Annotated in this window: 15 protein-coding genes; 5 read left to right on the top strand and 10 right to left on the bottom strand. The window is 37.7% G+C overall.

Annotated elements, in window-relative coordinates; translation table 11 throughout:
* Positions 1 to 726: 726 nt before the first annotated feature.
* The 5 genes from MKY08_RS04420 (at position 727) to MKY08_RS04400 (ending at position 6,349) form a co-directional block, all read left to right on the top strand.
* Positions 727 to 2,382 carry a peptide ABC transporter substrate-binding protein gene (locus MKY08_RS04420; protein ID WP_069510204.1) on the top strand — a complete coding sequence of 552 codons (1,656 nt, stop codon included), beginning with the start codon at positions 727 to 729 and terminating at the stop codon, positions 2,380 to 2,382.
* Between the two features lie 129 nt (positions 2,383 to 2,511).
* Positions 2,512 to 3,441 carry an ABC transporter permease gene (locus MKY08_RS04415; RefSeq protein WP_069510206.1) on the top strand — a complete coding sequence of 310 codons (930 nt, stop codon included), beginning with the start codon at positions 2,512 to 2,514 and terminating at the stop codon, positions 3,439 to 3,441.
* Positions 3,441 to 4,361, top strand: coding sequence for an ABC transporter permease (locus tag MKY08_RS04410; RefSeq protein ID WP_024362097.1), 921 nt, complete (start codon positions 3,441 to 3,443; stop codon positions 4,359 to 4,361). The genes MKY08_RS04415 and MKY08_RS04410 overlap by 1 nt, the downstream gene beginning before the upstream one ends.
* Before the next feature lie 13 nt (positions 4,362 to 4,374).
* Complete coding sequence (locus tag MKY08_RS04405; RefSeq protein WP_024362098.1) at positions 4,375 to 5,430, top strand: ABC transporter ATP-binding protein; 1,056 nt, start codon at positions 4,375 to 4,377, stop codon at positions 5,428 to 5,430.
* Positions 5,423 to 6,349 carry an ATP-binding cassette domain-containing protein gene (locus MKY08_RS04400; RefSeq protein ID WP_069510208.1) on the top strand — a complete coding sequence of 309 codons (927 nt, stop codon included), beginning with the start codon at positions 5,423 to 5,425 and terminating at the stop codon, positions 6,347 to 6,349. Before MKY08_RS04405 ends, MKY08_RS04400 begins: the two co-directional genes overlap by 8 nt.
* A gap of 79 nt (positions 6,350 to 6,428) precedes the next feature.
* On the opposite strand, the gene MKY08_RS04395 is transcribed toward MKY08_RS04400, so the two are convergent.
* From MKY08_RS04395 to MKY08_RS04350, 10 genes are all read right to left on the bottom strand, one after another.
* Positions 6,429 to 8,234, bottom strand: a complete 1,806-nt coding sequence (locus tag MKY08_RS04395; RefSeq protein WP_069510210.1) for an oligopeptide ABC transporter substrate-binding protein — start codon at positions 8,232 to 8,234, stop codon at positions 6,429 to 6,431.
* A gap of 62 nt (positions 8,235 to 8,296) precedes the next feature.
* Positions 8,297 to 10,105, bottom strand: a complete 1,809-nt coding sequence (locus MKY08_RS04390; RefSeq protein WP_069510212.1) for an oligopeptide ABC transporter substrate-binding protein — start codon at positions 10,103 to 10,105, stop codon at positions 8,297 to 8,299.
* 17 nt (positions 10,106 to 10,122) lie between these two features.
* Complete coding sequence (locus MKY08_RS04385) at positions 10,123 to 11,025, bottom strand: ABC transporter permease (protein ID WP_069510214.1); 903 nt, start codon at positions 11,023 to 11,025, stop codon at positions 10,123 to 10,125.
* A gap of 30 nt (positions 11,026 to 11,055) precedes the next feature.
* Positions 11,056 to 12,018: an oligopeptide ABC transporter permease gene (gene opp4B / locus MKY08_RS04380; protein ID WP_069510216.1), complete on the bottom strand. Its 963-nt coding sequence runs from the start codon at positions 12,016 to 12,018 to the stop codon at positions 11,056 to 11,058.
* Between the two features lies 1 nt (position 12,019).
* Positions 12,020 to 12,967: an ATP-binding cassette domain-containing protein gene (locus MKY08_RS04375; protein WP_069510218.1), complete on the bottom strand. Its 948-nt coding sequence runs from the start codon at positions 12,965 to 12,967 to the stop codon at positions 12,020 to 12,022.
* The gene (locus tag MKY08_RS04370) at positions 12,964 to 13,974 is read right to left on the bottom strand and encodes an ABC transporter ATP-binding protein (RefSeq protein WP_024362105.1); all 1,011 of its coding nucleotides are present in this window, start codon (positions 13,972 to 13,974) and stop codon (positions 12,964 to 12,966) included. The genes MKY08_RS04375 and MKY08_RS04370 overlap by 4 nt, the downstream gene beginning before the upstream one ends.
* 1,134 nt (positions 13,975 to 15,108) lie before the next feature.
* Positions 15,109 to 16,020 (bottom strand): oligopeptide ABC transporter permease, encoded by a 912-nt coding sequence (gene opp4C, locus MKY08_RS04365; protein ID WP_069510219.1) that lies wholly within the window; start codon positions 16,018 to 16,020, stop codon positions 15,109 to 15,111.
* A 13-nt stretch (positions 16,021 to 16,033) separates the two neighbouring features.
* A complete protein-coding gene (gene opp4B, locus MKY08_RS04360; RefSeq protein WP_069510221.1) occupies positions 16,034 to 16,999 on the bottom strand; it encodes an oligopeptide ABC transporter permease in 966 nt (321 codons plus the stop codon).
* Positions 17,000 to 17,091: 92 nt separating this feature from the next.
* Positions 17,092 to 18,819, bottom strand: a complete 1,728-nt coding sequence (gene opp4A, locus MKY08_RS04355; protein ID WP_024362108.1) for an oligopeptide ABC transporter substrate-binding protein — start codon at positions 18,817 to 18,819, stop codon at positions 17,092 to 17,094.
* Positions 18,820 to 18,880: 61 nt separating this feature from the next.
* Positions 18,881 to 19,870 (bottom strand): oligopeptide/dipeptide ABC transporter ATP-binding protein, encoded by a 990-nt coding sequence (locus MKY08_RS04350; RefSeq protein WP_069510223.1) that lies wholly within the window; start codon positions 19,868 to 19,870, stop codon positions 18,881 to 18,883.
* Between the last annotated feature and the right edge of the window lie 3 nt (positions 19,871 to 19,873).

Raw genomic sequence — 19,873 nt, 5'->3', positions numbered from 1 at the left:
GAAATCATTTTTATACAAAATATAGCTGACTTTGTTGATTTCTGTCGAAAAGAAGAACCCGCAAAAACAAAAATCTATTTTTAATTAAAAAACACACCCCATTTTATATGAAAAAAACCCATTATAAAGGTAAATGAATTATTTTAAAAAAATATTAAACTACTTCCTTGCGCTAAAATCCGCCTATAAACAACATAAAAAGTCATGTTAAATCAACCAAATTTCTCTCATTTTCCCTTTTTTTCTCTCCCAAAGCTAAATACTAGATAAATACAAAACAAAATTTTTATATATCATTTATAGATAGTATTATTCCTATTTTCAGATTAGAAACTGCAAAAAATTACCTAATAAAAAATCATATTCACTTAGTTTTACAATGATTTTCTACAAAACTATAAAAATTCTTCAAGGTAGAACATCTATGACTTTAGAATCATTTTTTATTTCGTGATAATATTATCAAAAAAATAGGAATTTTCCGTATAGTAAATCATTTTTTTGATTTTGTTTCATTTTTGATATTTTTAGCTATTTTAAATCAAATTCTCATTATTTAAACACTTTTGTACTCTAAAGTGATAAACAGAAGAAAATTATTATTCTTGTAAATGTCAGATAATACTATATAAATTTGAATCTTTTTTATTTTGTGCACAATGACTTTTTTGGTATATTAAATAGGAGCTTCACAAAAGGCTTAAAAATTGTATAAGGGGGATTCACATGAATAAGAACAAAAAGTTTTTATTACTAACTGTCCTTGCAGTATTTTCATTAGTACTTGCTGCATGTGGCTTTGGTGGAGATTCGTCTGACAAAGCAAAAGACGATAAAAAAGATTCTGGTTCATCAGAAACAGCAAAAGAGCTGAACTTAGTAATACCTTCTGAGCCACCATCTTTACACCCACAACTTGCAACAGATTCTACATCTAGTGCGATCTTAATTAACGTATTTGAAGGTCTAACTCGTTCAGACGCTGAAGGACAACCACAGCCAGCTATGGCTGAGAAATGGGATGTAAGTGAAGATGGTTTAACTTACACATTCCACTTACGTGATGCAAAATGGACAAACGGAGATCCAGTAGTTGCTGGCGACTTCGAATATGCTTGGAAATGGGCTTTAAATCCAGAAAACCTATCTGAATATGCTTCTGTATTCTACCCAATTAAAGGTGCTTACGAATACAACAATGCTGAAGGTACAGTTGATGAAGTAGGTATTAAAGCTGAAGATGACAAAACATTAGTTGTTACTTTAACTAACCCAACACCTTACTTCTTAGAGTTAACTGCATTCAAAACTTACTCACCAGTCAACCAAAAAGTGGTTGAAGGTAAAGAAGATTGGTACGCTGAAGCTGGTGAAAACTACGTAACAAACGGACCTTTCACATTAGATACTTGGAAACACAGTGATTCAATCGTGCTTAAGAAAAACGAAGGTTACTGGGATGCTGCAAATGTAGCACTTAATACAGTAAACATCGGTATGGTTGAAAACGAAGCAACTGCTGTAACAATGTTCAAAAATAAAGAAATTGATTACTTAGGTTCTCCATACCAAACAGTAGCGCTTGATGCTATTGATGGATTCAAAGCTGACAAGTCATTAAATATCGATGACCATGCAGCAATCTATTGGTACAAATTTAACACAACTGATAAAATTACTGGAAACGCTAACATTCGTAAAGCGTTGACATTAGCAATCGACCGTCAAGGCTTAATTGACAACGTAACTAAAGGTGAACAAAAACCTGCATTAGGTATGGTTCCATCTGCAATCAGTGGTTTTGAAAAAGACCGCGGTTACTACAAAGATAACGATGTTGAAGGTGCTAAAGCAGCACTTGAAGCTGGTATGAAAGAACTTGGTATTAAAGACGCGAAAGATATCAAACTTAACTTATCATTCAATACAAGTGAAGGACATGCTGCTATCGCTCAATACATCCAAGAAGGATGGAGCAAAAACCTTGGTATTACTGTAAGTCTTGATAACTCTGAATGGCAAGTTTACTTAGAAAAACTTAACGTTCTTGACTATCAAATTGGTCGTATGGGCTGGATTGCAGACTACAACGATCCTTACACATTCTTAGAAATGTTTGATACTGCTAAAAACGGTAACAACGATACTGGTTGGGAAAATCCAAAGTACAAAGAATTGTTAAAACAAGCAATTGCTGAAGTTGATACAGCGAAACGTCTTGAGCTATTAAAAGAAGCTGAAGCTGTCGCAGTTTCAGAATTCCCAGTTGCACCAATCTACTACTACACAAACCTTTCAGTAAAACAAAAGTATGTTAAAAACATGGGACCAGATAGACTTGGTATCATCCAACTTAAAAACGTTGATTTAGACGCTAAATAATCTAAATAATATTTTTTAAGCTCTACAGCGAAGAGCTGCCTCGAAGCCACTTCGGCGCGAGTCAGCTCTTTTTAAAATACGAAGGCATATATTTGTCAGAAAATTGACAAATAGAAGGAGGAGTTTTATGTGATTAATTATATTTTGAAAAGGCTGATGTATATACTTCTCGCGCTTTTCGTCATCGTAACGGCTACGTTTTTCTTAATGCGTCTTGCTCCAGGTAGTCCTTTTGCAAGTGAACGTAATTTCCCTCCGCAAATCGAGGAAAAGTTAAACGAAACGTATGGATTAAATAACCCTTGGTATATTCAATATAAAGATTATTTAATCGATACGGCCTCATTTAATTTCGGTGAGTCTATGAAGTATAAAGCGCGTTCTACAAATGACATGATTAATGAGAGCTTCCCTGTTTCGTTAACTCTTGGGATTGAAGCTATGCTATTGGCGGTTGGATTCGGTGTATTAATAGGCGTAGTTTCAGCGCTTTATCATAATAAGTGGCCGGATTATTTGGCAACGTCCTTTGCGGTGCTCGGAATATCGGTACCATCGTTTATTTTGGCAGGCTTAATGCAGTATTTCTTAGCTTATAAATTAGGCTGGTTCCCTGTTAGTGGATGGAAAGGCTTCGTTTATAGTATCTTACCTGCCCTTGCTATTGCGTTCTCACATATGGGCTTTATCGCTAAACTAACACGTTCCAGTATGCTTGAACAAAACAGCAGTGATTATGTAAAAATGGCTCGTGCGAAAGGGATTGGCAAATGGACAGTCGTTTTCCGCCATACTTTACGTAATGCCCTTCTACCAGTTATCACGTACCTTGGTCCATTAACAGCTGGTGTTGTAACAGGTAGTTTTATCGTTGAAAATATATTCGCAATCCCTGGTCTAGGTAAACACTTTGTACAAAGTATTACAAACCGTGATTACACAGTTATCATGGGAACGACAGTGTTCTATTCAATCATCCTTTTATTTGCGGTATTAATTGTCGATATTTTATATAGCTTTATTGATCCGCGAATTAAGTTGAAGGGAGCGAAAAAGTAATGACGCAACAACCGATTAACAAAGATATGTTTAAAATTGTCGGTGGAAATCATGAAGCAACTGATAAATTAGCTGATAAATCCGTTTCCTTCTGGAAGGAAGTATTTATTCGTTTTTCACATAACAAGATGGCGATTTTTGGTTTAGTCACTTTAATCATCATTATTTTAATGGCGATTTTTGCACCGATGCTTTCACAATATAAATACAGCGATCAACTTGGTGTTTTCAACTCCCCACCATCTGCAGAATTTTGGTTTGGGACAGATGATTTAGGGCGTGATATTTTCGTACGTATTTGGGCAGGTGCTCGTATTTCCTTATTTATCGGTATTACAGCGGCGGTTATTGACTTAATTATCGGCGTTCTTTGGGGAAGTATTTCAGGTTTAGCTGGTGGTCGCGTTGATAATATTATGATGCGTATTGCCGACGTATTAACTGCGGTTCCTTACCTATTAGTCGTAATCGTATTATTAGTTGTTTTACAACCAGGTTTATTCCCTATGATTATCGCCCTTTCGATTACAGGCTGGATTAACATGGCTCGTATCGTCCGTGGTGAAGTATTATCGATTAAAAATCAAGAATATGTACTTGCTGCACGTACTTTAGGTGCTAGCACAGGGCATTTAATTTTAAAACATTTAATTCCAAATGCGCTTGGTGCGATTTTAGTAACAATGACATTAACAATTCCATCTGCTATTTTCACGGAATCGTTCTTAAGTTACCTTGGACTTGGTGTCCCTGCTCCACACGCTTCATGGGGTACAATGGCATCTGACGGAAATAAAGCGATTGCTAACGCTCCGTGGCGCTTAATTTTCCCAGCAGTATTTATCTCGCTAACAATCTTTGCGTTTAATGCTATTGGTGATGGCTTACGAGATGCACTAGATCCAAAACTACGTAAATAAGGAGGTGGCCGAAATGAGTAAAACAATTTTAGAAGTAAAAGATTTAAAAATTAACTTTAAAACTTATGCTGGACTTGTCCATGCTGTTCGTGGTGTAAACTTCGATTTAAAAGAAGGTGAAACGCTAGCGATCGTTGGTGAATCTGGTTCTGGTAAGAGTGTTACGAGTAACGCCTTAATGAAATTAATTCCACAGCCACCTGGTATTTATGAGTCAGGACAAATTTTATTCAATGGCCGTGATTTAATTCCACTTAGTGAAAAAGAAATGTCAAAAGTGCGCGGAAATGAAATTGCTATGATTTTCCAAGATCCGATGACAAGTTTGAACCCAACGATGAAGGTCGGACGTCAAATTACTGAAGTAATTTTACAACATAAAAAAGTTTCAAAAGATGCGGCGAAAAAACGCGCGATTGAACTTTTAACGCAAGTAGGTATTCCATTCCCTGAAAAACGTTATAACCAATATCCACATGAATTTTCAGGCGGGATGCGCCAACGTGTTGTAATCGCTATTGCACTTGCGGCAGATCCGAAGTTGTTAATTGCCGATGAGCCTACAACAGCATTAGACGTAACTATTCAAGCACAAATTTTAGAATTAATGAAAGAAATCCAAAAGAATTCTAAAACATCTATCATTTTCATTACCCACGACCTTGGTGTTGTGGCTAACGTTGCTGACCGTGTAGCCGTTATGTACGCTGGTCAAATCGTTGAATACGGAACAGTAGATGATATTTTCTATAATCCAAAACATCCTTATACTTGGGGATTACTTGGTTCTATGCCTGATTTAGATAGTAATGAGGACGAGCTATTACGTACGATTCCTGGTTCACCACCGGATCTTACAAATCCTCCAAAAGGTGATGCGTTTGCTGCTCGTAATGAATTTGCAATGGCCATTGACTATGAGCAAGAGCCACCAATGTTCAAAGTAAGCGACACACACTATGCAAAAACTTGGTTGTTGCATCCTGACGCGCCAAAAATTCCACTTCCAGATGCGGTTGCTAAACGTATTGAAGGCTTTATTGCGAAGGAGGAAGAATTCAATGACTAAAACGGGTGCAAAAAAAATTCTTGAAGTTAAAAACGTAAAACAATATTTCGGTTCACCAAGCAACCCTATTAAAGCTGTTGATGGTATTAGTTTTGATGTCTACGAAGGTGAAACACTTGGTCTTGTTGGTGAATCAGGCTGTGGTAAATCAACGACTGGTCGTTCAATCATTCGCCTCTATGATATTACAGGTGGCGAAATTATTTTCGACGGTGAAAACGTTCATGGTAAAAAATCTAAAAATGAATTAAAGAATTTTAATCGTCAAATGCAAATGATTTTCCAAGACCCATACGCATCGTTAAACCCGCGTATGACGGCTGGAGAAATCATTGGGGAAGCTTTCGATATTCACGGTTTGTATAAGGATAAGAAAGCACGTCGCGAAAAAATCAACCAATTGCTTGAAGCTGTTGGTTTAAACAAAGAGCACGCTAACCGTTATGCCCATGAATTCTCTGGTGGTCAACGTCAACGTATCGGTATCGCACGTGCGCTAAGCTTAGATCCTAAGTTTATCATTGCCGATGAACCTATCTCTGCACTTGACGTATCGATTCAAGCGCAAGTTGTAAACTTATTAAAACAACTACAAAAAGAACGTGGCTTAACGTATCTTTTCATTGCCCATGACCTTTCGATGGTTAAATATATCAGTGACCGTATCGCTGTTATGTACCGTGGTAAAATTATGGAAATCGGTAAAGCAGATGATATTTACAATCATCCTGTACACCCTTATACAAAATCATTATTATCAGCTATTCCGCTTCCAGACCCTATGTCAGAAAAGCGTCGTCAACGTATTCCTTATAAACATACAGAAGTTGACGAAAGCGCCACATACCATGAAGTTGGCGAACAACATTATGTATATGGTACTGCTGATCTTGTGAAAACTTGGGTTGCCACTAAGTAATATATATGATCCATCCACTGCAATTATGCATTGGATGGATCATTTTTTTAGGATTATTCTTTTAAACATCTCTTTACGCTTATTTTATTGGCGCATCAGCTATCAATTCAAGATCTTGAATCTCTGTACCTGTTTCACGATCAATATTATAGCTTTTTATTCGTTTATTAATCGCAATCGTGGATGTACTAAATAACATCGGAATAACCATTGCCTTGTCAGCCATATATTCTTGCCATCTACGGAATGCTTGCGCACGATACGTGGCATCTAACGCCTCTTGTGAGTCAATATCATTTAATAGCTTCGTTAAATCATCCGAAACGTAGCGACTAAAGTTAAATGCGGCTCCTTTGCTGTACAATCCTGCTGGTGATGGGTTCGTACCAGTACCCCAACCTGCGATATACATATCAATTTCAGGGTCATCTGCTTGTACTTTATCGTAGAAGTTGTTAACTTCGATTAAACGACCTGTTGTTAGTTGCACATCAAGCCCTACATCTTTCCAGTTTTGACGATAATACTCGACGATTGCTTCAGCAGTATCAGAGTTTGCCCTTGCTGCTAATTGAATGACAAACTTATTGCCCTCTTTGTCTTCCCGAATACCGTCACCATCGATATCTTTATAGCCTGCTGCATCTAGTAATTGTTTCGCCTTTTCAGGATTATAGTGGTAGCCCTCAAGCGTGTCATCATAGTATGTTTTAAATGCTGGTGGAATTAATGAATTCGCACGCACCCGCAAGCCTTGATAAAATTTATCTGTTACCGTTTCAATATCCATTGCATAAGCAATCGCTTTTCGTAAATCAGGATCATTCATTTTTGCATTTTCATTATAAACATTCTCGCCTTTTTCTTGATCGTATTTCCCTAATTTAAAGCCTAGGTAGTCATATGATAAGTCAGGACGACCTAATATCGTTATATTCGATAAGTTTTTTATATTCTCATAATGCGTAGCTGGGACTGAAGCGATATCGAATTGCCCTGCTTTCAGTGCCTCACCAATAGTTGAAGTTGAAACAACTTGAATAACTACCTTATCAATCTTTGGTTTACCTTTATAGTAATGTTCATTAGCCACAAACTGTACAGACTCCCCATTTACAATCTGATCATATTTAAATGCACCGAGAGTAATTGGATTTTTACGTACAGCATCAGAAGAAATTAAATCTTTTATAGCAATCGATTCGAGTTGATGCTTCGGTGCCGCATAGCCCCATAAGCCATCCCCTCCTGAATAAATCGCTGGTGATACTTTCTTTAACGAAATTTCAATTGATTTATCATCTATTTTTTTAATGCCAGAAATCGTATCTGCTTTGCCATCGTGGTACTCTTCTGCCCCAATAATGTTTTTAAAGTCATCATCATAGCGTACACCGCCATAATCCGGATGACCGATAATCTCATATGGATAAATTAAATCCTCAGCCGTTAACGGTGTGCCATCTGACCATTTCACATCCCCTTGAATCGTGATTGTTGCCTTTTTATTGTCCGTATCGACATCTAACTTGGCAATTCCCTCATCCGTTATTAAAAAATCTCCATCAACCTTAAATAGACCATTTGATGCATAACCCATAATGGATGCATCCGTGGCATCCTCATAGAGCTCAGCAATGAAGATGCCTTTAAATGGTGAATCTGCAACAAGCCCTACATGTAATGTACCACCTTCAATGGCTTCCCCCTCATTTGTAACTTCCATCGGTAGCAAACTTGTATCTACTTTGTTATCTTCTGTTTCGGCTGGTTTATCATTGCTATCTTCCGCCTCGTTTGCCTGCTCTTTATTCTTGCTACTGCAAGCAGCTAATAACAACATGATTATGAATATCACGAATAACGTCAACGACTTTTTTGTCATCGTTATTCCTCCCCCTTACATTGACATTGTGAATATCGCATCTGTACTAGACTTAAATTGCCCTATTTGATTGGTGTTTCTGCTAGTAATTCAATATTTTGTTTCTCTGTCGTATTTCCATATTGAATATTGTAATTTTTAATGCGTTTATTGACAGGAATAATCTCAGTACGGAAATACATTGGAATAATCGTTGCTTTATCATTCATATAAACTTGCCATGCACGGAAAGCTTGTGCGCGATAATGTGCATCTAGTGCTGCTTCAGAATCAATATTATTTAATAGCTTTGTAAGGTCATCTGAAACATAGCGACTGTAGTTAAATGAGGCTCCTTTACTATAGAGCCCTGCTGGTGAAGGGTTTGTCCCCGTACCCCATGCAGCCATATACATATCAATTTCAGGATCATCTGCTTGTACTTTCTCGTAAAAATTATTGAATTCAAGAAGACGCCCTGTCGTTAATTGCACATCTAAACCAACATCTTTCCAGTTTTGACGATAGTATTCAACAATCGCTTCATCCGTATCAGAACCGGCTATTGCCGCTAAACGAATGGCAAACTTATTGCCGTCTTTATCTTCGCGAATACCATCACCATCTGTATCTTTATAGCCTGCTGCATCTAATAGTTCTTTTGCCTTTTCAGGATTGTAATAATAGCCCTCTAGCGTGTTATCATAGTAAGATTTAAAAGCTGGTGGGATTAAGGAGTTCGCCCGCACCCGTAATCCTTGATAAAATTTATCTGTTACCGTTTCAATATCCATGGCATAAGCAATCGCTTTACGTAAATCAGCATCATTCATTTTTGCCTTTTCATCATAAACATTCTCGCCTTTTTCTTGATCGTAGTGTCCAAGCTTAAAACCTAAATAGCTGTATGCTAATTCAGGACGCCCTAATATCGAAATATTCGTTAAATTCTTTATACTATCATATTGATTGGCTCTAAATTCTGATGTTAAATCGAATTTTCCTGTTTTCAGCGCTTCCCCCACCGAGGTCGAAGGAACAACTTGCACAACTACTTTCTCAATCTTTGGCTTCCCTTTAAAATAATGCTCATTGGCAACCAACTGTACGGACTCGCCATTGACGATATTGTCAAATTTAAATGGCCCAAGTGTAATTGGATTTTTGCGTACAGCATCAGAAGAAATTAAATCTTTTATGGCAATGGATTCGAGTTGATGCTTCGGTGCTGCATAGCCCCATAAGCCATCCCCTCCTGAATAAATAGCGGGTGACACTTTTTCAAGTGCGATTTCAATCGATTTGTCATCTATTTTTTTAATGCCTGCTATCGTGTCTGCTTTGCCATCATGGTACTCTTCAGCACCTATAATATTTTTAAAATCATCATCATAGCGCACGCCTTCATAATCGGGATGGCCAATAATCTCATATGGATAGATTAAGTCATCTGCCGTTAACGGTGTGCCATCCGACCATTTTACATCGCCCTGTATTGTAATAAGCACTTTTTTATTGGCAGCATCAACATCTAATTTGGCAATTCCTTTATCGGTGATTAAAAAGTCTTCATCCAATACAAATAAGCTATTTGTTGTGTAATTCATAATTGCTGCGTCATAAGCATCAAGGTAATACTCCCATGAGAAAACGCCTTTGAACGGGGAATCTGTTACAAGTCCAACATGTAATGTGCCATCTTGCACAGCATCCCCTTCGTTCGTTACTTCAAATGGAAGTGTACTTGTATCTACTTTGTTATCTTCTGTTTGTGCTGGTTTATCATTGCTATCTTTTGCTTCGCTTGCTTGCTCTTTATCGGAGCTTTTACAGGCAGTTAATAGCAATATGATTGTCAACGTCACGACAGTAATCAACCACTTTTTTGTCATTGTTATTACCTCCTATATCATCCCAATCTTTGTTTTGCATCAGCGGCACGACGAAGGGCTTGACCGATATAATTGATGCCAAGTATCAATAGTAAAATTAATAACGATGCTGGTAACCATACCCACCATTTCTCGGCTAACACAAGTGGATTTCTAGCGTAGCTTACTAAAGTACCTAAACTTGGCGTAGAGGGTGGTAGCCCAAATCCTAAAAATGATAAGCCTGTTTCGATTCCAATATTGCCAGCAAGACTTAAAGTAAACTCTACAATTAATAACGAACTTAAATTAGGCAAGACGCCTTTAAACATAATTGCGAAATCACTTGTCCCCATTGTTTTAGAAGCGCTTACATAATCTCGTCTCCCTTCCGATAATGCTTTACTTCGAATTAACCGTGCAATGCCTATCCATTGAAATACACTAATAATCATCACGAGCTCAAAAACACCATATTCAGGGATAATGGACACAAGGACTATAAAAATCATAAATGTCGGCAATGTAATAATAAAATCAATGATGCGCATCATGACATTGTCTACAATTCCGCTGTAATAGCCCATAATAATCCCTAGCGCAATTCCAATTATATTTGCAATAACAGTCACCCAAATGGCGATTAACAGTGAATTTTTAGCGCCAATCACTAATTGCCCAAGTACATCACGTCCTGCTTCATCCGCCCCTAAAATATAGCCATTCTCGCCTGGCTCTGTGTAGCGTTCAAACAGATTGATTTTTAACACGTTCTCTTGATCGAGCAGCCAAGCAGTAATAAAAATAGAAATGATGATTAGTGTAACGCCCACAAAAGAAAACATTGCAACTCTATCTTTCTTAAACTCTCGTAAAACAACTTGTATACCTGTTGGCGGTGTACTTTCCATCATTACTGTTTCATTGTTATGTTGTGTCATGTCCTTTCACCTCAACATTATGTTTAGTCGTTAGTCTATACGGATACGCGGATCAACAATGCTCATAATAATATCCGACAACAGACTACCTAATAATGCTAAGAAACCATACAGCATAATCAGTGCGGTAATGACACTATAGTCGCGACTCGTTATCGAACTAATAAACAATTCCCCCATACCTGGATAGCCGTAAATCGTTTCGATAAAAATGGAGCCGCCTAATAAACCTGTAATTGTAAACCCTAAAAACGCTGCAATTGGAAGTACTGAATTGCGGAAAATATGCCGCGTATAAATTCTTCTTATTGGAATCCCTTTACTGCGAGCAGTTTTGACATAATCCTGTGTTTTGGCATCAATAATTTCTGAGCGTAAATATTGGATAATACCTGTAGTACCCAAAATAGCTGCCGTCATCGCAGGTAAGAGCAAGTGATATATTTTATTCCAAAAATAGGTTAATGTTCCCGATTCTAGGCCAACATCAACGGTTCCACTCGTTGGAAACCACATTAGGCGATAACCAAAAACAAATAAAAACACGAGTGATAAAACAAATGTCGGAATCGCAAAGCTAATAAAGCTATATAAAATAATGGCTTTGTCTAACAATGTATCTTGTTTACGTCCTGCAAGCATTCCAAGCGGTATGGCTAATAAATAAACCAGTATCACACTAAGTAAAGATAGCCAAAATGTATTGAGTGCACGCTCCCCAATCAATGTTGACACCGCAATTTTATATGTATAGCTTTGTCCAAAATCTCCTTGAAGAGCATTTGTAATCCAGCGATAATACTGTTCATACCAAGGATCATAGAAGCCTGCTTGTATTCGTAGTTCCTCAATTCTTGATGGGTCTGTTTCAGGTGTGATTAACCCTGTAAACGGATCACCAGGCATTTGCTTTGCCAATATAAAGACGATTAAACTCAATATAAACAATTGTGGAATCATGACGAGTACACGTCTAACAACCGTTTTCCACATGTTACAATCCCTCCTGCTCAATTTCGGACATCGCCACTTTATGCGTATCGGAAATAGATTTTAAAGGGTATACTTTGCCTTGCTTATCATAGTATTGATGATGGTCTTTTTGATACTTCTCTTCGACTTTTTGTCGTACTGCTTTGCGCTCCATCCTTGTTTCAGGCTCAATATGCGGAATCGCGGACAGTAAGCGATTTGTGTATATATGCTGTGGATTGTTATAAATATCCTGACGGGTACCAGTTTCCACAAAGCGTCCCTTATACATAATGGCAATGTAATCACACATATGTTTCACGACACCTAGATCATGGGAGATAAATAAATAACTTAGCCCATATTCTTGCTGAATGTCTTTCATAAAATTCAACACTTGTGCTTGCACCGACAAATCAAGTGCCGACACAGGCTCATCTGCAATAATCAATTTCGGATTACAAGCAACCGCGCGCGCTATACCAAGACGCTGCTTTTGCCCTCCAGAAAATTCATGAGGATACTTTAACAGCACATCCTCTGACATACCGACAATGGCTAGTAATTCTTTAATTCGCTTGCGCTCCTCCTGATCACCGAGCTTCATAAAGTTACGTATCGGCTCTGCCAGTATATCGATTACGCGCTTTCTAGGGTTCATACTAGAATGAGCGTCTTGAAATATCATTTGAATATCACGACTATAGGCTGACCCTCGCTTGCGACGTCGATTGGTAACATTCTGTCCTTCATAAATAATTTGCCCCGTTGTTACCTTTTCAAGACCAATAATGGCTTTACCTGTAGTAGATTTCCCTGAACCTGACTCGCCAACTAAACCGTATGTTTTTCCTTTTTCAAATGCCATTGTAATGCCATCAACCGCATACACTTTATCTTTTATCGTATTGAAAAAGCCACCTCGAATCGGATAATGGACGTTTAAATCTTTAATTTGCATAAAGCTCATCCTGACACCCCCTCGCTTTCTCCTGCAAAATGAAAGTGTTGCCAGCATGTACAACGAACAAAATGCTCAGGTGCAATTTCATGTAATTGTGGATGACTTTCATGTGCGGATGCGTCAATCCATGGTATACGCGAGGAAAATCGACAACCTTCACGTGGCAAATTTACAAGTGAAGGCACCATGCCTTGTATTACCTCTAGGCGTTCATGTTCCTCATGAGTTTGTGGAATCGAGTTTAATAGGGATCGTGTATATGGATGTTTGGCATTGTTAAAAAGCTCTTGAACAGGCGCCTCTTCAATCACTTGGCCCGCATACATCACAGCAACTCGATCCGCAACCTCTGCTACAACACCTAAGTCATGGGTAATTAAAATAACGCCAGCATGTGTCTCATCTTGTAACGCTTTTAACAGATCTAAAATTTGTGCTTGTATCGTTACATCCAATGCTGTTGTCGGTTCATCAGCAATGATGATGGCAGGTTTGCTCGATAAAGCAATGGCAATCATTACGCGTTGACGCATACCACCTGATAATTGATGAGGAAATTGTCGGGCAACCCGTTTAGGATTCGCAATACCTACTTGCTCTAACAACTCTATTACACGTTCGTCCCGTTGTTGCTTTGTAAGTGTTGTATGATAAATAAGCCCTTCTGCAATTTGTTCGTGGATGCGCATTAATGGATTTAATGCCGAAAGAGGATCCTGAAAAATAAAGCCTATATCATTCCCTCGTAATTGATTGAATTGCTCTTCACTTAACTGTGTTAAATTTTGTTGATTGTAAAGTATTTCTCCCGTCACTTTTGTATTCATTGCATTATGTAAGCCTACAATTGTTGTAGCTAACGTACTTTTCCCACAGCCCGACTCTCCAACTATAGCCAAAATCTCATTTTTTCTAAGCGAAAGCGAAACATCTTCTATTGCTGCATGATATGTGTCTTTTAATCGAAAGCTCGTCGTTAAGTTTTTTATCGTCAATAAGTCATTTGTACACAAACAATCTCCCTCCTACAATTATTTATCTAACCATCCACTTTCTCTATATTAGAATTGCAATATATCTAAAATCCCCCTTTCATCACTCTTATTTTTTGTGAAAAATAATGTTTATCAAAATTACCTACCACAAGAAAAAACACGCTTTTCTATAGATAGAATAATCAGATAATTGAATGTATTGCTATTTTATCTAGAAATAATACGTAAAATCAAGCTTATTTTGCAAATTACTATTATAAAATTAAAGTGCATTAGCCTAGTTTTCACTACAAGAAAATTAGTTTCCTTTTGTCAAATTTGATTATTTGTTATCTTTAAAAAATAAATACGTAAGGTGATAGTAGTTATTTCAAAATAATTAATTGAATATAAAATTTTAACTGGTAGTTGTATTCAACTGAATATATTAACTATCAATAAATTTTATAGATATATTTATGGTTATCTATTTTCCATAACAAACATTCCGCATTAACCACTTCTTATTACATTAACAAAATTAAAATATAACTAATATAAATAAGTTATATTTTAATTTCAATTTCAGTAATGTTATTTAAGTTTGTAACTTTTTACAGAAAAATAGTTAGTTTTTACGCTTTATAAAATCCTTACATGTACAATTTTGATACCTCCCGTTTTCATGCCTTGAGCGGAGGATTTTTCCCTTGCTCCGCGGGTATTTCACCCTGCTTCGCGGGTATTTTCCCCTGCTTCGCGGGTACTCCCTTGTTCCGCGGGTATTTCTCCTTGCTCCGCGGGTATTTCCTTGCTCCGCGGGTATTTCACTCTGCCCCACGGGTATCACCTTGCTCCGCGGATATTCTCCCCTGCTTCGCGGGTATTTCACTCTGTTCCGCGGATATTCTCCCCTGCTCCGCGGATATTCTCCCTTGTTCCGCGGGTATTTCTCCTTGCTCCGCGGGTATTTCACTCTGCTTCGCGGGTATTTCTCCTTATTCCGCGGGTATCTCCTTGCTCCGCGGATATTTCACCTTGTTCCGCGGGTATTTCACTCTGCCTCACGGGTATTTCACCCTGCTTCGCAGGTATTCCCCCTCCCAAAACAAATAGCAAATGGCACCTATCAAAGTAAAATTTACTTTGATAGATGCCATTTATTCACCAACATTATCTTCTTGATTTCGGATTCATTGCATCTTTCAGCCCTTCACCGATAAAATTGATCGATAAGATGACCAATGTAATCGCTGTTGCAGGTGGAATCCAAATCCAAATTTTATCTCTTAATACATCTGAGTTTCTAGCCTCAGATAACATGTTACCCCAGCTTGGTGTATCTGCTGGCACACCGAAGTTTAAGAAACTTAACGCGGACTCGATAACAATCGTTACTGCCATTAATAGCGTAGCTTGTACAATAATCGTAGAAGCGACGTTAGGTAGTAAATGTTTGATAATGATTTTCGATGATTTACAGCCGATCGACTCTGCAGCTAAAATGTACTCATTTTCTTTCTCCGCAAGAATTCGACTTCGAACAACGCGGGCAACACTTCCCCAACTTAATACGGAAATAACAATAATTAATGTCCATAAGCCTGAAACTTTGCCGACTAGAATCGTATTTAAAACGATAACGAAAACTAATAATGGGAACATTAAAACAAAGTCTGTGAAACGCATTAAAATTTGGTCAACCTTGCCCCCAAAGTAACCCGAAATCGCCCCAATCGTTGTCCCAATTAAAACAATAAAAAACATACAGCCGATGCCAACCGTCAATGAGGATCTACCAGCATATAGCATTCTCGTAAAAACATCACGACCATTCGTATCCGTTCCAAGCCAGTTCTCACTTGAAGGTGGCTGACTAATTTTCGTAAAGTCTACACGCACGATATCTTTTGTCGTAATATACGGTGCCAAAAACGATAGAATAATAACGATTAGTAAAAAAATAAGGCTGATCATCGCTAATTTATTTTTAAAGAACTTTCTTCTCGCTATCACCCATGGAGAGGGGCTTTTATTCGGTGTTTTTTTTGGTGCAGAAGCTTCTTGTTTTGTTACAATCTCCACATATTTCCCCTCCTTAATCTAGTCTAATTCGCGGATCTACTATACCGTACAGTAAATCGGCTACTAAATTTCCAAAAAGTGTTAAGAACGAAAGTAACATAGTTATCGACATCATGACCGCATAATCTCTTCTTCCAACGGAATCTAAGAACAGTGCACCTATTCCGGGATAAGTAAAGATGGTTTCTGTAATAACCGCACCGCTAATTAATGTAGCGATGTCAAACCCAAGGAAAGTAATAATCGGAATAATCGAATTTCTTAAAATATGCTTGTTGTAAATTTTTGATTCCTTTGTTCCTTTTGCTCTTGCCGTACGTACAAAATCTTTTCGACTGTTTTCAATAATATCGTTGCGCAAAAATTGCGTGTAGGATGCCGTTCCCATTAATCCTAAAACAAGGGCTGGTAATAATACATGATGGATCCTACTTAAATAATAAGCAAATGTGCCTTCCTGTAGCCCTACACCAACTGAGCCGTTGAATGGGAACCACCCTAATTGGAAAGAGAACACATAAATAGCGACAATGCCGGCAACAAATGACGGAATCGCTAAAGCTAGGTAATTATACGAAGCTATTAGATTATCACCTAATGTATAAGGTTTTCTTCCTGCATACATCCCCATGATAAAAGCAAAAATATACGTAAAAATTAAAGATGTAATGGCTAAAAATAATGTATTTGGAATTCGCTGTGCAATCACTTCCACTGCAGGTTTTTTATAAACGGTTGATTTGCCAAAATCCCCTTGTACAAAATTCGCCATCCATCTTCCATATTGCACGATAATTGGATCATTATAGCCTAACTTCTCTCTCATTTCCTCGATGTATTGTGGGTTTGTATTGGATGGATCAATTTCTCCCGCAAATGGATCTCCTGGCATCATTTTTGCTAAGAAGAACACAACTAACGAAATAAGGAGTAACAATGGAATCATGCCGAGTAGTCTTCGAAGTGTGTATTGAAGCATGTGACGTCCCCTTATCAATTAAAATTTACTACTATCAAGCTCCAATTCGAGCCTGATAGTAGTAGGTTTCTCAGCCTTGATTAAGCACTAACTTACTCAACAATGTGCCATTTATAAACGTCTGTTTGGAATCCAACAGCGTTAATATGAACACCTTGTAGTCGATTGTTAATACCATATAAATCTAGATTTTCCCATAATGGTAGTGCTGGTAATTGTTCGTTAAAGTATTTTTGCCAATTAACATACATTTTTTTACGGTAGTCTTTATCAAATGCTTTTTCACTTAATGCTTCTTTTAATAATTTGTCATTCTCTGCATCTACATAACGACCGTAGTTCCATTCTGCATCATTAGCCCATAAACCTGATGGGTCTGGATCAGAACCCATGCTCCAAGAACCGAAGAATGCCTCTAATGCTGCATCATCGTTATCTTTCATTTCATTGTACAAGTTAAACTCAACTAAGCTTCCTGTTGCTAATTCTGTTTTTACGCCAATATCATTCCAAGATTGAATGATTGCTTGTGAACGACCTTCAAATGCAGCTGGTCCTGCATAGTGACCAAATAAAATTTTGAATGGTTGACCTTTTGGATCTTCGACAAATCCATCTCCGTCTGTATCAACATAGCCTGCTGTTTTTAACAGCTCTTTCGCTTTATCCACATTAAACTCGTATGCATTTAAATCTGAAGCATCTGCAGCAGTCCAGAAAGTAACTGGGATAACTGTGTTCGCTACTTTCGCTTTTCCTTCTAAGAAAGCATCGATCATTGCTGGACGGTTAAGAGCATATAATAGTGCCTGACGTAATTCTTTTGAATTGAATTTATCAAAATCAGCTACATTTTTCAGTGTAGCTTTATCACGATGACCAAAACGAAGCCCGATATAAGAATAGCTCACACCAGTTGTTTCTTCGATACGTACATTGCTTAATGCAGAAAGCTCTTTCACAGATTGTGGTCTAATATCCATGATGTCGATTTCTCCGTTTTGGAACGCACCCGCAGCTAATGATGGGTCAATTACTTTTACAATAACACCATCAAGCGCTGGTTTCCCTTTCCAGTAATCATCAAAACGCTCTAATTCAGAATACTCGCCGTCTACCACTTTTTTCACTTTAAACGCGCCTAATCCTACAGGGTTTTCGCGCACTTGTTTTGATTCACTTAAATCTTTTACTGCAATGCCTTCATAATGTTTCTTAGGCATTGGGTATTGCCAAATGCTTTCTAAGTTATTAATTTTCACTTCTTTAAAAGTAATTTTAATTGTGTAAGGATCTACAACTTCAATTCCTGAAATTTTATCTGCTTTGCCTGCTTTTTTCTCTTCTGCCCCTTTTACGCCTTCAACATAGTTGAAACGAGGACCATCATAATCAGGGTGTGCTAACGTTTCTAATGCGAAAACCCAGTCTTCACCTGTTAGTTCCTCACCATTATGCCATTTTACGCCCTTTTCGAAATTGAACGTATACGTTAATTTATCTTCACTAATATCCCATTTTGCAAGATTTGGTACATATTCTAATTCATCATTTACATCATACACGCCATCCATCATGAAATTTTGGATATAGCTATCTACGATACTTCCTGCAAAGGCAGGGTCAAATACGCCCTCTGGCGCTTGGTCTGTTCCGAATGTAACCACGCCACCTTCTTTAACATCAGTAGTTGCCGCTGGCGTTTCCTTATCTTTTTGTGCATCTTTGTCAGTTGTCCCTGAATCACTATTACATGCTGCTAGGAATAAAGCCATGACAAGCATCAGTAACAGTGACCATAATGTTTTTGTCTTTTTCATTCTTTTCCCCCGTTAAAATTTTATTTTGAAAAGCATTGTTTCCTGTTTTTTCTTGCCGTTGTTAATATAAGTGGCAAGCAACGTTATGGTCTGGCTTCACCTCCTTTAATACTGGTTTCGTTAAGGAACATTCCATCATGGCTTTAGGGCATCTTGGATGGAATGGACATCCTGTCGGAGGATTTGCGGGACTTGGTACATCACCTTCTAATACAATGCGCGTACTTTTTTTGCGAGGATCCGGTACGGGTATCGCGGAAATAAGCGCTTGTGTATAAGGGTGCAATGGTTCATCATAAATACTCGTCTTGTTAGCAATTTCAACAATATTTCCTAGATACATCACGCCAATGCGATCACTCATATGCTTCACAACACTTAAATCATGCGCAATAAATAAAAAGGTTAAGTCAAACTCATCCTGCAATTCTTTTAATAGGTTCAAAACTTGAGATTGAACAGAAACATCCAAAGCAGAAACAGGTTCATCGGCGATAATTAGTTTTGGTTTAAGAGCTAGGGCTCTCGCAATACCAATTCGCTGACGCTGTCCTCCTGAAAATTCATGCGCATACTTATAATAAGCATCTTCAGGTAAGCCTACTTTGCGCAATAACTCCACAACTTCACCCTTTAATGAATTGAGCGTTTTGTTATGGAAATTCATAATGGGCTCCGCTACAATACTGCCAACCATTTGCATTGGATTTAACGATGCATAAGGATCTTGGAATACCATTTGGATATCTTTTCTTATCTCTCTTAATGATTTGCCTTGTAATTTTGTAATATCCTGACCATTAAAAATGATTTGTCCTTCAGTAGAATCTAACAATCGAATAATAGTACGCCCAGTTGTTGATTTTCCACAGCCTGATTCCCCTACCAACCCGAGTGTTTCACCATTTTTAATAGAAAATGAAATATTATCGACCGCTTTCACATGTCCGACCGTCTTTTTTATAAATCCGCCTTTTATCGGGTAATAAGTTTTTAGGTTGTTCACTTCAAGTAAGTTTTCTTTACGTTGTTTGATTGTAGTTTCTGTCATGTT

This window comes from Lysinibacillus sp. FSL M8-0337 (assembly GCF_038593855.1).
In the GTDB taxonomy this organism is placed as follows: Bacteria; Bacillota; Bacilli; order Bacillales_A; family Planococcaceae; genus Lysinibacillus; species Lysinibacillus sphaericus_D.
The sequence above is the reverse complement of the archived record's forward strand: the minus strand, read 5'-3'. Positions and strand labels throughout refer to the sequence as shown.